We start from the raw sequence: 15,170 nt of genomic DNA, 5'->3' as shown, positions 1-15,170 counted from the left end.
AAATCATAAATAAAAGAATAGTGTGTTGTCTTTGTCCTTCCATGCTAGCTAGTTTTGTCTTATCCTCGGGCAAGAGTAAAAATCAACCAGTTGGAAAAGATATAATACTGTATAGAAAGGAGGATGTGATGATGATTTCCAAAAAGCTCTCCTTTTTGACCTTTGTCGTCAGTATCGGGCTGTTTACTACCATTCCAGTCCAAGCGGAGCATCCTGATTTTCCCTCGACAATCCAGGAAACGACGGTTTATGTTGACAATAAGGCTGTGACGACAAATTACATAAGCCATGAAGGTCATATGTACGTCCCGGCCTTATTTTTCAAGCATACGGGTACTTATGTTGATTGGCTGGAACATGAACAAGCGGTTCTCTTTAGAGCGAAAGAAAAAGCAATTACAGTTCCGGCCGGCAAACCGCGTTCAAATATCTTTGATCGCGCGCTCGGCTTCTTACGCATGACCGATCATGGAAAGCATGCTCTTTTTTTTAACGAAGAAATATTTGTCCCACTGGAAGAAGTGGCGCGTAACCTGGCGATGGTAGTCCATTATGATTCAGTTAAAGCGAAAACGTTTATCACGACAAATATCCCCGCTCCCTTCCATTCAATCGGGAAAGTGAACACGGAAGAAAAGCTTGTCGCCTTAACATTTGATGATGGCCCTGACAATATTTACACGCCGCAAATACTCGATATTTTGAAAGAAAAAAAGGCGGTCGCCACCTTTTTTCTCGTAGGCAAAGAAATACAAACTCATCAGGATATGGTCAGGCGGATTGTTCAGGAAGGACATGGACTCGGGAACCATACGTGGCAGCATCCGAATCTTGAAACGCTCTGGACTGAAAAGGTAAGGGAAGAAATCAAAGAAACCCAATTAGCGATGGAGGCAGCAGTGGGGAGACAGCCGGATTTATTCCGCCCTCCCTACGGTTCGATAACGAAAGCGGATATGGCCTTATTACACGAAATCGGTCTGCGAAATATTTTGTGGTCTGTGGATACGCTCGATTGGAGCGGGTTAACAGCGGATGACATCCTCCTGATCGTTCACGAAAATATTTCTAAAGGCGGCATCATCCTGCAGCACAGTTTCGGAAGCAAGGAGCATGTATTGGATGGCACGATCGAGGCGCTGCCTAAAATCATTGATGAATTAAGAGAGGAAGGCTATACCTTTGTGACGGTACAAACTTTATTGGAGGCGGACAGCCTGGAGTAAGTGAAGGAAAGTTGATCGATCGGAGAGAGCGACATGGCAGCGGAGCTAACATGGCTGTTTATCCTCTGCCGCACTGTCAAGCATTAAAAGCCCCGCTTTCCGAATGTATGTCCGGCAAGCGGGGCTTCCTGTTCCTCTATCATGAAGCCGGCTGAGGAAAAAGCTGAAGCTTTTTAATTCGGTCCATCGCTTCCTGGAGGACGTCCTCATCGCATAGGAGGCCGATTCTGATATATCCCTCGCCATGCTCGCCAAACCCTCTTCCCGGGGCGATCACGACCCGTGCCTCCTCCAAAACTTTATCGGCAAACTCTTCCGACGTATAGCCGTTTGGCACCGGGAACCAGGCAAAGAAAGAGCCTTTTGGGGCGGTAACCTCCCAGCCCATGTCATGCGCTGCCTTGACCAAAACATCCCTGCGGCGTTCATACATCGCGACAAGCTCAGTGACGCCTGATTGATCGCTTAGTAAAGCGTGAGCGGCCGCTTCCTGGATTCCGCCGAAGATGCTGCAATAATAATGATCCTGCAAAAGCTCAATCGCTTCGATGACGCTTCGATTTCCAACGGCGAAACCAACCCGCCATCCTGCCATATTATACGTTTTCGACAGGGTCAGCATTTCGACGCCTACTTCTTTTGCGCCTTCCATTTGCAGGAAGCTTAACGGCGCCTTCCCATCAAATCCGATCGCCCCATAAGCAAAGTCGTGGACGATGCACACGTCATGCTTGTTCGCCAGCTCAATCGCTTCCTCAAACAAGGCCGGCGTCGCGACCGCTCCGGTTGGATTATTGGGATAATTCAAAAACATCAGCTTAGCTTTGTCAATTACTTCAGCCGGAATCGCGGAAAAGTCCGGCAGAAACCGGTGCTCCGCTACGAGCGGCATCGGATGAATCTCAGCGCCGGCTAAGGCGATACCGGATAAATAATCGGGATAGCCCGGATCCGGAAGCAACGCGACATCACCTTGATTGAGCAAACATTGGCTGATTTCAACAAGTCCCGTTTTCGTTCCTGCCAATACGGCAACCTCGGTATGCGGATCAACCTCAACGCCATATTCCCGCTTATAATAGGCCGCGACGGCTTCCTTCAAAAAGAAATATCCTTCAAACGGAGAATATTTATGATAAAGCGGATTTTCCGCCGCCTCTTTCAGCTTCTCAATAATATGCACCGGCGTAGGCTGGTCCGGGTTTCCCTGGCCGAGATTGATAACATCATCATACTCCGCCTTTAATTTTGTTACCTTTTGCACCAGCTTTGAAAAAAATTGGTCAGGTAAACGGTTTAATGCTTCCGCTTTTGAAAATTGCTTCATTCTCTCCACCCTCTATCCTCTACTAACTTCTCCTACGAAAACGGTTCAAGCGCCGCACCTTGGACATACGTCACACACCTAGCCGAGGCCTTCCCCGATTCCATCTGCAAATCTTTCAAAAAGAGGCCGCCCCAAAAGGGAAATGAACCCTTTTGGCGACGACCTCCAGCACGAGGCAGAATGTGCCGTTTAGCTTGGCCAGGAACGACATGGTGTCATCCGCCTGCGCTTGACACCATCCCGCTGCTTTCTCTTTATCATTTGGCAAGCAGCTCTCTTACCAGGCGTTACCGAACGTCAATGCCTGATCTCTCAGTCACGGTTGATTACATATAAAATTAGTCCTATGCCCAGCTTAGTAGAAAGCAGGAATGTTGTCAATACAAGGCTGCGGACTATTTCAGGAAGCCTTGTTTGCGAATAAATACTTCCACTTCCGGCCGATTCGGTTTGGCGAAATAATTTGCCATTTGCTGCGACCATTTGTCCTGGCGCTTCCCTTCGGATCGTGACTGATAATAGCGCTCTGTAATCTCGTCATAGCTGGCAAGCGCCTCGTCCATCACCGAGGTATCGTATTTTTCATAATGAACAACAGCCCGCTCCGGCAGACGCGGCTTCTGCTCGGGCTGCTGCGCTGGATAACCGACGCAAAGTCCCATTACAGGAAATGTATACTCAGGCAAATCAAGCAGCTTGGCAACCGCCTCCTGATTGTTGCGAATTCCGCCAATCATCACGCCTCCCATTCCGAGCGAGCGGGCAGCCAAAAGCATATTCTCCGCCACAAGAGCCGCATCAACAGCGCCGACGATCACCTGCTCCAGCTCCGATGCTTCAAATGGCTGGCCACACTTTTCACTTGTATATTTCAGACGATAATAATCCGCGCAAATGACAAAAAAGACCGGGCACGTCTCCACATACTTCTGGTTGCCGGCATAGGCTGCAAGCTGCTTTTTTCTATCCTTGTCGCGAACGACAATAATGCTGTATGCCTGGACATGATGCGAGGATGGCGCCCACCTTCCTGAAGTGACAATTGTCTCAATCGCCGACTCGCTTACCTCCTGCTCCGTGTACGCCCGAATCGAACGATGGCTTTGAATAAGATCAATCATTTCAGAATGTTCCATATTATTTCCTCCTACAGTAACGTTTGTATTCTTAAGTGTACACAAGATCGCCTGTAACCAAAAGCAAAATGTCTGCCCATCTGTTTAGCCGATTAGACAAAATTCCTTTCCCTGAACTGGACGGCAGCTGATAAATTGTTCATAATGTGTATGATTAATCATTCCAGTTATGCACAAATAGAATAGGAGGTTTTTCGAACCTTATGACAGCCCGACAACCGCTGCCGGAAAAAAACCGCATTCTCTCGCTCGATATGATGAGAGGGCTGGCCTTACTCGGTATTTTACTGGCAAATAGTATGCATTTTCAATTTGGTTTATTTTTAATACCTGATCTGTACGATTATTACCCGCTCGGTGCGCTCGACCGCGCTGCAGAAATGTTTATCGTCTTATTCGCCCAGGCAAGCTTTTATACGCTCTTTTCCTTTTTGTTTGGCTATGGGATGGCGATGCTTAAAGAAAGACTTGAACAACAGGAGCTGCGCTTCGGCGTCGTCTATTGGCGCAGAATGCTGATTTTACTTGGTGTCGGCTATGTGCACGGAGTTTTCATTTGGGATGGAGACATTCTTTTTGTTTATGCGCTCACTTCCTTTGTGCTATTCTTTTTCCTGAAACTAAAGGAGAAGGCACTTTTTATGTGGGCGATTATTTTGCTGCTGCTCATGGCCAGCTCGATCGCGACGCCCGAGGATGACTCGACCTTGCTCCTTGATCAGCAGCTCGCTCACTATTCCGCTGAGGAAAAAGAGGTTCTTTCCGCTGGAAGCTACCCGGAGGTCGTCTCCTTCCGGATGAATGCCGATCCACTCGGCATGGGTATCATCGGCGATATCATCATGGACCTTTCTGCGATGGTCAGTGTTCTCGGCATGTTTTTGCTCGGTTCCTTCGTCGCCCGTAAAAAATGGCTCGAAGACGTTGCAGCGTACCGCCCGCTCATTAAGCGGGTCTGGTGGACGACGCTGCTGGTCGGCTTTCCGTGTAAGCTCGCATTTGTGCTTCATGACTCGTATCAAAATGAAATGCTTCATACGACGGTCGGAGGGCCATTTGTCGCGATGTTTTACGCATCAAGCATCGCCCTGATTGCCTCCACTGAAAAAGGACAGCAGGCACTGATGCCGCTCGCTTATGTCGGACGCTTGTCGCTGACGAACTATCTCGCTCAATCGATCATCTTTACGACGCTGTTTTATGGCTATGGGGCCGGACTTTTCGGGGAAATCGGCTTCTTTTTCGGAATGGCGGCAGCCTTCGTCTTCTTTGCAATTCAAATTCTGGCCAGCAAATGGTGGCTTCACCGCTTTTATATCGGGCCATTTGAATGGTTCTGGCGAATGGGAACCTACCTGACCGTCCCACGTTTGAAACGCTGAATAACGCAAGCAGGAGGGCCGCGTTTCTTTAGGCTCTCTTGCTGCTTCATCTATTTAAAGGGTGGTGGAGGATCATACCAAAAAATACGTACCTTTTTTATTGTCTTTGCTCAAAATAAGAATCCGTTAGCTTAAATTTACACGTTAACTCATTCTTTCATAGCCTTATCGACTTTTTGATTGACCGATTCTTGATAGAGATCATCGTATGTTGTTGAATCTTCAATCAGCGCATCACAGAAAGCAGCAACGTCTGTTCCGGTGACTTCTAGCGCACCTTTTTTAGCCGCTGCGCCTTCTTCAAAGAAGCAGAGAATGTCCGAGAGCAGTCCGATACCTTTGTTTAACTCAACAGGACCGACTTTGAAGAGATATTTTTGGATCTCTTTATAGACAATTTGATAATCTTGTGGAAGTGCTTTGACACTTGAAACATGAGTTCTCCATTCTTTTTTGCCTTCGATGATTTTTTTGATACTCATTTCAGGCCTCCTAATTTTTTTGCTACGTTCTTGTTAAGTTGGTCACGCCATTTATCTCTATAAGTTTTGGCGCCTTCATCACCAACAAGCGCTGCGCAAAATCCTTTGATATCATCTCCTAGCACTTCTTCGACGCTCTGGCCGTCTGCTGAGGTGAGTTCAAGCAGTTCAAGAGCATTTTCAAGTATCGGCATTAGATTACGACCGGTGAAATCTCCGTGAATCCAGAGATTGCTTAGAATTTCTTTCCAAGCAGTTTGATATTCAGTTGGCAAGGCTTTTGCTCGCACTTCAAATTCTTTCATCTCGTTAGTCATATCGCTACCGGTTATTTTTTCTAAAAAGTTCATTGTAGTCTCCTCCTTTAAGATACTTAGCTGTTCAGCAAAGTTCTATTATTTAATTGCATCGTTGAGTTATTTTATTGGTTAACAAAAACCAAAACCATTCTTCATTAATCAAAACATAGTAAATTCCTCTTTATTAACACGGACATGTCTTTATGTTTAGCCTCAAACAATTTTCGGTCAAACAATTTTTTCGCATTCTCTAGTATTCTTACCCTAACTGGCGTTTAAATGCTTTAATGGCGATCAAGTAAGTGATAACCATAATGCCGATGCACCAGGCAAGTGCAATCCAGATATCGTGGCCAACTGTTCCTTCATTCAAGAGGGAACGAATCGCATTCACGATTGAAGTCACCGGCTGGATCTCAGCGAATGCACGGACAATTTTAGGCATCGTTTCGGTAGGGACAAAGGCAGAACTGATAAACGGCAAGAATATCAGCGGGTACGAGAAGGCCGTTGCCCCTTCCATAGTCTTTGCTGTTAATCCAGGAATGATCGCCAGCCATGTCAGCGCTAGTGTAAACAGTCCAAGTATTCCAGCTGCCGCAAGCCACTCCTGGATATTAGCGCTGGAACGGAACCCCATCAAGAGAGCGACGAGTATCACCACCACGACAGTAAGCGCATTGGAAACAAGCGATGTCAACACATGAGCCCACAATACCGACGAGCGCTTGATCGGCATGGTAATGAAACGCGCCATCAGCCCACTCTTTATATCCCCGAACAACCGGAAGGAAGTGTAAGAGACACCAGATGCGATAGCCATTAGCAAGATTCCCGGCAATAAATAATTGACGTAGTTGTCTGTTCCTGTGTCGATGGCGCCACCAAATACGTAAACAAATAGCAACATCATCATAATCGGCGTAATCGCCACCGTGATAATTGTATCCGGGCTGCGCATGATGTTGCGCATTAAACGTCCTAGTAATACTCCTGTATTACTTTTCATTTACATCTCCTCCTTTTTGCCGATGATCGCTAGAAAAATTTCCTCCAATGTCGGCTGCTTCTCGATGTATTCCACTTTCGTTGGCGGGAACATCTCCTTGAGTTCGGAAAGAGTACCGGTCGTGATGATTCTTCCGCCATGCAGGATGGCAATACGGTCCGCCAGTTGTTCGGCTTCCTCCAGATACTGGGTCGTCAGCAAGATGCTCGTGCCGCTGCCGGCAAGTTCCTTCACGGTATTCCAGACTTCAATTCGCGCTTCAGGGTCAAGTCCTGTCGTCGGTTCGTCAAGAAAAATGACCGCTGGACTCCCGATCAAGCTCATGGCAATGTCAAGTCGGCGCTTCATCCCGCCGGAATATTGGTCCGCCCGGCGATTGGCCGCGTCGTGCAGGCTGAATTTTGCAAGTAGATTGTCGGCGACTTGAGCGGGATTGGAAACTCCCCGCAACTTGGCGATCATCATCAGGTTTTCCCTTCCAGTGTGCATACCGTCTAAAGCGGCAAACTGCCCTGTCAGGCTAATGCTTTTGCGAACATGATCCGGTTGCTTCTGAACGTCAAAGCCGCAAATACCTACTTCGCCACCATCGGGCTTCATTAGCGTCGAGAGAATATTGACCGTCGTCGTCTTTCCAGCGCCATTTGAGCCAAGCAGTGCGAAAACTTCTCCATGTCGCACCTCAAAATCCACTCCCTTTAAGACTTCATTGTCTTTAAAAGATTTTTTTAATTCTTTTACAGAAATCGCTGTATTACTCATATTTTTTCCTCCTTATAATAGCGAGCAAGGCTCTCTACTTAGTAAGACTGATATTCTGTAATACTTACTACCAGGGTAAAATTTGAACTGAATAGTGGAGATGACCATTTCATGTATAGCCAGCTATTCAGTCGGGATCGGTTGCTCCGTATAAGGTTAAATGAAAATTCTCTATAATTTCTCCATTAGTCACGACCAATCGTATCATTCAACTTCTGGCGATATTTGTCTTTCCATGTCTTCGCGTCCCTCACTATTTCTTCACAGAAAGTGGCCACATCTTCCCCCGTAAGGTCAGTGACTTTTTTGCCTGCAGCTGCACCTTCCTCAAAAAGTTCGAGTATGCCACCAAAAATACGGCTCATGTCCTTCCAGTCGGTGAGGCCACCAGCAGTCCATATATAGTTTTGGATAGCTTTATAAGCGTTATGATACTCACCTGGAAGGGCCTTCGCACGTGCTTCCATCGTCTTCCATTCCTGCTTGTCGTCCAGCCTTCCGATCATTTTTTCAATAAAACTCATTTTACCTTCTCCTTTTGATTTCTTTAGTTTTGAGTTCATTCATTTTGCTTGAGATAAAATCCCATTTTATCCAAAAAATTTCAAGCTGCTTTTGACCTGCTGCATTGAGTGTGTAAAATTTTCTTGGCGGTCCCACAGTGGATCGCTTTTTCTCAATGTCCACCAGACCGTTTTTCTCAAGCCGCATGGTAATCGTGTAAACAGTGCCTTCAACCACATCACTGAAACCAAGTTCTCGCAGCTGCTGTGTGATTTCATAGCCGTAAGTTTCGCCACGACTGATGATCTCAAGCACACACCCCTCGAGCACCCCTTTGAGCATTTCTGTGATATTTTCCAATTTCATCACCTATTGTATTCCCTTAAATTTTTTTCAGTACTCTGTATTACCGGTATTAAGTATCACCAACTACCAGTATATAGTAACGCAGAATAGCGTTGCATGTCAAGCACAAATCTTTTCTTCAAAAAGCATGTTATTATGGGCGCGTAGGCGCTTTTTTTGTGAAAATGCTTGTTACGCAGTATTTAGTCTACTATGTAGTAAGAACCACCAACAAACGCTAATTCGGTAGAAAAAAAAGCCGCAACCGAAGGCTACGTGATTGCTTTGAACAGTATTTCAGTTAAACACTTTAGTATGTCCATTCTAGTGTGCACAATCTTGGATTTCACCACACGATCTTAATGCGCTTTACTCAAATAACAAGGTCGCCTCAAAGGAAATAAACCTTTGACGACGACCTCTCTTTTACTCATTATTCTGCTACGTGAAATAGACACAAATCTTGCAGTTGTTAATATCGTTAATCGGAATATCCATATCGTAAATTTCTTTCAGCACTTCTCTGTTAATAATTTCCGGAGTCGTTCCCTGCTTGACAACCTTCCCGTCCTTCAAGGCGACAATATGATCGGAATAACATGAAGCAAAGTTAATATCATGCAGCACGATCACGATCGTTTTGCCAAGCTCATCGACCATCCGTCTAAGCACCTTCATAATTTGCACAGAGTGCTTCATATCTAAATTGTTAAGCGGCTCATCCAGTAGAATATATTCGGTATCCTGGGCAATGACCATCGCGATATAAGCCCGCTGGCGCTGCCCGCCACTTAACTGGTCAAGAAATTTATCCTGAATATCCTCAAGCTCCATATAGGCAATCGCTTCGTCAATATGCTTCTTGTCCTCTTTTGTTAAGTTCCCCTGCGAATAAGGGAAACGTCCGAACGAGACAAGCTCTCTTATCGTTAACCGCAACGAAATATGGTTGGTTTGCTTCAAGATCGAGATTTTCTTTGCCAGATCCCGGCTTTTTGTTTTCGTTATATCAACATCATCGATCCGTACATCTCCTGAATCCTTGGCAATCAAACGGCTGACAATCGAAAGGAGCGTACTTTTTCCAGCACCGTTCGGACCAATGAACGAGGTGATTTGCTGTTTTTTAATGCTGACTGTGACATGGTCGACGACATTTTTCGTTGCATATTGCTTCGTTACATCAATGACTTCTACCATTTTTTACTCTCCTTTAACAATAAATATAGGAAATAAACTCCGCCGATGAAGTTGACAATGACGCTAAGTGTCGTTGAAAACGTAAAGACCCGTTCCACGATTAACTGGCCACCGACAAGGGCGATAATACTAATAAAGATCGCTGCAGTAATTAAATATTTATGCTGATATGTTTTCATGAATTCGTGCGCGACATTGGCCACGAGCAGCCCGAGGAATGTAATCGGACCGACAAGCGCCGTTGCGATCGAAACGAGGATCGCGACGATGAACAGCAGCCGTTTAACAACATAATCATAATCGACTCCTAAATTAATCGCCTGCTCCCGGCCGAGCGAAATCACATCCAAATATTTAATAAAACGATAAAAATAGAGACTTAATAACAGAATCAGAACAATAGATATCCCAAGCAAATCGGTATTGACATTATTGAAGCTGGCAAACATCCGATCCTGCACGGTCATGAACTCGTTTGGATCGATCAGCACTTGCATGAAGGTCGACAAGCTTGAAAACAAGGTCCCGAAGACAAGCCCGATCAAGAGCAGCAAATAAATATTTTGCCCTTCTCTTTTAAAGAGAAGCTTATAAAGAACTCCCGCGAACACGACCATCAATGTGACGGATAAGAGAAAGTTGACATATGGATGAATCAGTGTAAAACCGATTGAACCAAAGGCAAAAATCATAAATGTTTGTAACAGCAAATAAAGAGAATCCAGTCCGATGATACTCGGCGTCAAAATCCGGTTGTTCGTAATCGTCTGGAAAATAACCGTTGAAAAGGCAATCGCCGCTCCGGTGATGACAATCGCCAAAACGCGGAATCCTCTTCTCGGCAAAATGTATTCCCAATTTCCATTGGCGCTGATCGTCATAAAGACCGCGATTAAAATGACGGACAGGACAGCTAGAGCAATAATTTTCGACTTAAAACCCATATGATTTCCTCCTTAGTAGCAAATAGAGGAAAATCGCGCTTCCGATCACACCAACCATCAAACCAATGACAATCTCATAAGGGTAAATGATAAGTCTGCCCAAAATATCACACGCCAGGACAAAGATGGCTCCTAATAAAGCGGTATACGGAAGATTATCCCGCAGGTTGTCACCGCGGTAAATCGTCACAATATTAGGGATAATTAAACCGAGAAAAGGGATCATTCCAACCGTTAACACGACAACGGATGTAATCAGCGCAACGATAATAAGTCCTAAATTGACGACCCGCCTGTAGTTTAATCCGAGATTGACGGAGAATTCTTCTCCCATCCCTGCCACCGTAAAGCGGTTGGCGAATAAGTAAGCAAGAATAAGTCCAGGAATACTTATGTAAAGCAACTCATAATTACCTTTAATAATTGTGGCGAAATTACCTTGTAACCAGGCGGACATATTTTGGATCAGATCATGACGGTAAGCAAAAAATGTCGTGATCGAGCTGACAATATTTCCAAACATTAATCCTACCAGCGGAATAAAGATCGTATTTTTAAATTTGATCCGCTCTAAAATTTGCATAAAAATAAAAGTACCCGCCAGCGCAAAAGCGAAGGCAACCAGCATTTGTTGCAGCGGCGTTGCCGAGCTGAACAAAATTAACGAGACAAGAATACCAAGCCTGGCAGAATCCATCGTTCCGGCCGTCGTCGGTGAAACGAATTTATTTCTTGTGAGCTGCTGCATAATCATCCCGCAAATACTCATGCTGACACCTGCAATCAAAATACTCACCAGACGCGGGAACCGTACGAGCCACATCGTCTGAGCCTGCTCCTCATTCATCGAGAAAATGTCGAGTGGCGAAATATCACGGACACCAATGAATAAAGAAACAATGGATAACACAATTAACAGAATCACTAAATATCTTTTCTTCATTAAAAATTCCCGCTCTTTCTATTGGCTAAGGGTTTTTTCAATACGTACAATCGCTGATGGCGTAATCAAAAATGATAATGGTTATCAACACCATGTAAAAAGAAAGCTTTCCAGCGAGAGATATTATATTGATAATGATTATCGTTCCAGCCTCATTTTACCTTTCTTCACCGTTGATTGTCAATGTTTAATCGACAATGCTGTCTCTTTTTCATCGCCGTGAAAGAGCGGTATTCACTTGGAAAGGGAGATCAAGTAGTTTACCTCCATGACACTCCTGACATACACGTCGCTTTCTGTGGGAAGCTGTCTGTTTTAAATACGGATTTTAAATGATTTTAGGGGCTGGGGAAAAAGGTAAATAAACCTTTTCCCCAGCCCCCTAGGATGATTCTTCCGATTATTAATAGAATCTTTGATTTTGTTCGGCAGCTTCTCTCGCCAGACGGAAGCTTGAAACAGCTAATTGAGCATATGTTGTTTCTTCCTTTGGACGGAACTGGTTCTGACTGGCGGTTAGAAGATCTAACGCATTCGCCAGAGCGACATATCCGCGATATTCCTCCGTCACGAGGTTTGTATCGGCAAAGCCTAATTGATAGATTTCATCATGCTTGCCCGCCGCTTCCAATCCGAGCGCTTTAATGTACCAGACAGCCAACTCTTCGCGTGTAAGCGGCTCATCAAGAGCAAATTCCCTTTCATCCGTATCAAGCACGCCGTAATTCACAGCCTGCTCTACAACTTGAAAGAGCGGATGATCCGGCCCGATATTGTCAAAGGACTGAGCGCGATCATTCTCTCCCGGGAATGGAGGATAAATATACGTGAGTGACTTCATTGTGACCTCTAGTGCTTTTCCTTTCGTAATCTTCTCATCAGCATTGAAGTTTTCTGGATCATCAACGGTTAAAATACCCGCCTGAAGCAAATGATTCAGTTCCTCCTCCGCCCAAGGGTGAGAAACTTCTGGAAGCACGCGATCTTCTCCGGTTGCCCACTGGCCAGTTAAGGCATCCAGATAAGCGTAGCCCTTGTCAGAGAATGCCGGAACATAGAGCAAATGATAATGCTGATCCTGATCCTCTCTATAATCTCTTACGTAAGAAAGCGAGACTTGAAGAGCCTCATTAAATCGTTCAATCGCCTCCTCTTCAGAGATTGCTTCTGCTGCATTAGGCCATTGATCAATTTCCTCGAATTCAGCGGCAAGATTAATCAATTCGCCGTCCGGTGAGACGGTTACAAACAACTGATTGCCTACTACTTCAAGTCCGTTTTCAATCCGTGGAAAGACAAAGTTGAATTCATTATTATAGGAATAACCATTCTCTTTCACCGGGTAAGCATAGTGATGCAAATATGATGGTGCATATTCCTCTAAATAATCGACTGCCTTCGTCAATGCTTCTTCCTCGGATAACGTACGTCCAAGGTTTGGCTCCTGCCCGATTTCGTTCAGGACGTCCCGCTTAATATTGTAATAATTCACAATTTCGCCCGTTTGTGCATCTAGCTCAAGATTCGTTCCGTACCCGCCATTGCGATACTCATACATATAGTTGACGCTAATTACTTCACGTCCACTATAGCTGTTGTCCCTCCGTTCGACCGATTCAATACGGAGCTTCACTTCATCTGAATCAATCGCCAGCAGTTCTTCAGCAAAACGGCGCGCTGCTTCCAGCGTTATTTCGTTCCCGGCGGATTCCAGCGGCTCATCAGTGAGCATCGTGAATTCACCAAGGGTAGGCACTTCTTCACTAAAGGCGGCTGCTGTCTTCCAGTCACCTGACAAAGCGTGAACGCCTGTTACGAGAGGGAAAGGAGAATAGACGAGCTCTACTTTTTTACTATTTGGTTCATCGTAACGAATTTGATAGTGTAGCTGTAAATGAATGTTTTCTTTTATTTTCTCCACTACATTTTCTTCATCAATCACAGCATCGGCCGCATCATAGCTGTGGTCCTCGCTGCCATTCTCAATCTTATAAAAATCAGTCACGACGCCATTGGCCAGTACGGTAACCTGCAAAGATTGATCCGCCACTGGTACCCCGTTATGCAGACGATTAAATGTGAAGTGATAACGAATCGGTTCCGTTAATGTCTGGTTGCCGTAATAAAAAAGTTGATCGTCTGATAATTGATAAGAGCTACCATCCGGATACCGTCCGAGAAGCTCCAAAGCGATCTCTTCGGCTTCTTCCTTTGTTATCTTGCCAGGGAATAAGGCATCAGACAGATCTGCTGGCTGGTAGTTAAATTGCTCAATATGTAAATCTTCCCCGACAAAAAGCGCATTCCCGTACACATACTTGCCGTTACCCATTTCTTTATCGAAATCCAATGCATAGCGAACGACATCCTCATCCTCGCCGCCATAACGAAAGCCACTTCCCATCTGGAAATCATCAGCACTTAGAAAATCAAATGTACCTGGGAATAATTCTTTTAGCTTATCAATCAGCTGCTGTTTTTCAACAATGTTTTCCGCAGAAGATATTTTAATCTCAACAGGCTGAGCCCCCTCTTGGACCGGAAGCGCGCTCGCCCCCGCCACGGGGGCAAAAGTCCCCAATCCAACTACAGCCGCCAATGATAAAATACCTAATCTTTTGCTACTTCTCAAAATATCCCTCCTAGAAAATATCCAAAATTTTTTACTTCTCCGTATAAATATATTACAATTTCTAATATTTTGTATATAGTTCCCAAGATTTTTCATAATTTAGCTTCTTTTTATTTTGCCAGGGCTCCCCCATCGATCGATAAGACCGCTCCGGTGACATACTTGTTGTCCGGCAGAGCAAAATAAACACATGCTTCAGCAATTTCTTCAGCTGTTCCTAACTGCGGCGTAACGCGGCGGCTAAAAAACTGCTCCATCAGCTCCTCCGGCTGCGGGTGCTTAGCGAGCATTTCTTTTATCATTGGCGTTTCAATCGTCCCGGGACAAATGCAATTTACCCGCACGCCATCTGCCGCATGGTCAACGGTCATCGCTTTTGTCATCCCTACGACGGCCGCCTTCGCTGCACAATAAGCTGCCCGGTTGGCCAATCCTTTCAACCCTGCTTCTGACGAAATATTAATGATAGAGCCGGACTTTTGCTTGATCAGATGTGGCAGGCTGTAATGGCTGACCAAATAAGTAGAGGTAACATTGACGGCAAAAACCTCATCCCACTCTTCCTTTTTCACCGTTGCCACGCTGCCTGGGATCACGACACCGGCGTTATTGACGACGATATCGAGCTTGCCGAACTGCCGGCTGACCGCCTCAATCATCGCTTCCACTTCTGCTTCAACCGTGACATCTGCCTGAAAGAACTCGGCCACGCCACCTTTCTGTCGGATGTGGGCCACTACTCCTTCGCCACGCTTCTGATTCCTTCCTACGACAGCCACCTTCGCTCCTTCTTCGGCCATTCTTTTCGCTATCGCTTCCCCAAGGCCAGAAGTTGCTCCTGTCACGACAGCCACCTGTTCTGCTACTCTCATTCTATCTCCTCGCTTTCTCGTAAAATCAAAAGAACTTTACCACCAATAGTAAAAATAGTCAATTGAATATTCTGAAAACTTTTCGTTTTATTCCAGTCTTTACACGC

At 45.3% G+C, this 15,170-nt stretch carries 15 protein-coding genes; 2 read left to right on the top strand and 13 right to left on the bottom strand.

What is annotated here, in order from left to right; translation table 11 throughout:
• Window positions 1-128: 128 nt before the first annotated feature.
• A complete protein-coding gene (locus M3202_RS00605; RefSeq protein ID WP_251221446.1) occupies window positions 129-1,226 on the top strand; it encodes a polysaccharide deacetylase family protein in 1,098 nt (365 codons plus the stop codon).
• Between the two features lie 139 nt (window positions 1,227-1,365).
• On the opposite strand, the gene M3202_RS00600 is transcribed toward M3202_RS00605, so the two are convergent.
• Entirely contained in the window at window positions 1,366-2,553 is a 1,188-nt protein-coding gene (locus M3202_RS00600; protein WP_251221445.1) for a pyridoxal phosphate-dependent aminotransferase, read from the bottom strand.
• A gap of 395 nt (window positions 2,554-2,948) precedes the next feature.
• The gene (gene nfsA / locus M3202_RS00595; protein WP_251221444.1) at window positions 2,949-3,689 is read right to left on the bottom strand and encodes an oxygen-insensitive NADPH nitroreductase; all 741 of its coding nucleotides are present in this window, start codon (window positions 3,687-3,689) and stop codon (window positions 2,949-2,951) included.
• A gap of 203 nt (window positions 3,690-3,892) precedes the next feature.
• Here nfsA and M3202_RS00590 point away from each other — a divergent pair, with 203 nt between their 5' ends.
• On the top strand, window positions 3,893-5,071 hold the full coding sequence (locus M3202_RS00590; RefSeq protein ID WP_251221443.1) for a DUF418 domain-containing protein: 1,179 nt from the start codon (window positions 3,893-3,895) through the stop codon (window positions 5,069-5,071).
• Window positions 5,072-5,220: 149 nt separating this feature from the next.
• On the opposite strand, the gene M3202_RS00585 is transcribed toward M3202_RS00590, so the two are convergent.
• From M3202_RS00585 to M3202_RS00535, 11 genes are all read right to left on the bottom strand, one after another.
• Window positions 5,221-5,553 carry a DUF1048 domain-containing protein gene (locus tag M3202_RS00585; protein WP_251221442.1) on the bottom strand — a complete coding sequence of 111 codons (333 nt, stop codon included), beginning with the start codon at window positions 5,551-5,553 and terminating at the stop codon, window positions 5,221-5,223.
• The gene (locus tag M3202_RS00580) at window positions 5,550-5,903 is read right to left on the bottom strand and encodes a DUF1048 domain-containing protein (RefSeq protein ID WP_251221441.1); all 354 of its coding nucleotides are present in this window, start codon (window positions 5,901-5,903) and stop codon (window positions 5,550-5,552) included. The genes M3202_RS00585 and M3202_RS00580 overlap by 4 nt, the downstream gene beginning before the upstream one ends.
• 208 nt (window positions 5,904-6,111) lie before the next feature.
• Window positions 6,112-6,861 carry an ABC transporter permease gene (locus M3202_RS00575; protein ID WP_251221440.1) on the bottom strand — a complete coding sequence of 250 codons (750 nt, stop codon included), beginning with the start codon at window positions 6,859-6,861 and terminating at the stop codon, window positions 6,112-6,114.
• Window positions 6,862-7,623 carry an ABC transporter ATP-binding protein gene (locus M3202_RS00570; protein WP_251221439.1) on the bottom strand — a complete coding sequence of 254 codons (762 nt, stop codon included), beginning with the start codon at window positions 7,621-7,623 and terminating at the stop codon, window positions 6,862-6,864.
• A 185-nt stretch (window positions 7,624-7,808) separates the two neighbouring features.
• Window positions 7,809-8,147, bottom strand: a complete 339-nt coding sequence (locus M3202_RS00565; protein ID WP_251221438.1) for a DUF1048 domain-containing protein — start codon at window positions 8,145-8,147, stop codon at window positions 7,809-7,811.
• A 1-nt stretch (window position 8,148) separates the two neighbouring features.
• Complete coding sequence (locus tag M3202_RS00560) at window positions 8,149-8,487, bottom strand: PadR family transcriptional regulator (protein WP_251221798.1); 339 nt, start codon at window positions 8,485-8,487, stop codon at window positions 8,149-8,151.
• A gap of 426 nt (window positions 8,488-8,913) precedes the next feature.
• The gene (locus M3202_RS00555) at window positions 8,914-9,672 is read right to left on the bottom strand and encodes an iron ABC transporter ATP-binding protein (RefSeq protein WP_251221437.1); all 759 of its coding nucleotides are present in this window, start codon (window positions 9,670-9,672) and stop codon (window positions 8,914-8,916) included.
• Entirely contained in the window at window positions 9,666-10,616 is a 951-nt protein-coding gene (locus M3202_RS00550; protein ID WP_251221436.1) for an iron chelate uptake ABC transporter family permease subunit, read from the bottom strand. Before M3202_RS00550 ends, M3202_RS00555 begins: the two co-directional genes overlap by 7 nt.
• Entirely contained in the window at window positions 10,606-11,559 is a 954-nt protein-coding gene (locus M3202_RS00545; RefSeq protein ID WP_251221435.1) for an ABC transporter permease, read from the bottom strand. Before M3202_RS00545 ends, M3202_RS00550 begins: the two co-directional genes overlap by 11 nt.
• Before the next feature lie 403 nt (window positions 11,560-11,962).
• Complete coding sequence (locus tag M3202_RS00540; RefSeq protein WP_251221434.1) at window positions 11,963-14,191, bottom strand: YcdB/YcdC domain-containing protein; 2,229 nt, start codon at window positions 14,189-14,191, stop codon at window positions 11,963-11,965.
• Window positions 14,192-14,301: 110 nt separating this feature from the next.
• Window positions 14,302-15,063 carry an SDR family NAD(P)-dependent oxidoreductase gene (locus tag M3202_RS00535; RefSeq protein WP_251221433.1) on the bottom strand — a complete coding sequence of 254 codons (762 nt, stop codon included), beginning with the start codon at window positions 15,061-15,063 and terminating at the stop codon, window positions 14,302-14,304.
• Window positions 15,064-15,170: the final 107 nt, after the last annotated feature.

The sequence above is a fragment of the Halalkalibacter oceani genome, from assembly GCF_023715605.1.
GTDB classification, from domain to species: domain Bacteria; phylum Bacillota; class Bacilli; order Bacillales; family Bacillaceae_D; genus Halalkalibacter; species Halalkalibacter oceani.
This window is presented reverse-complemented; position numbering and strand designations above follow the sequence as displayed.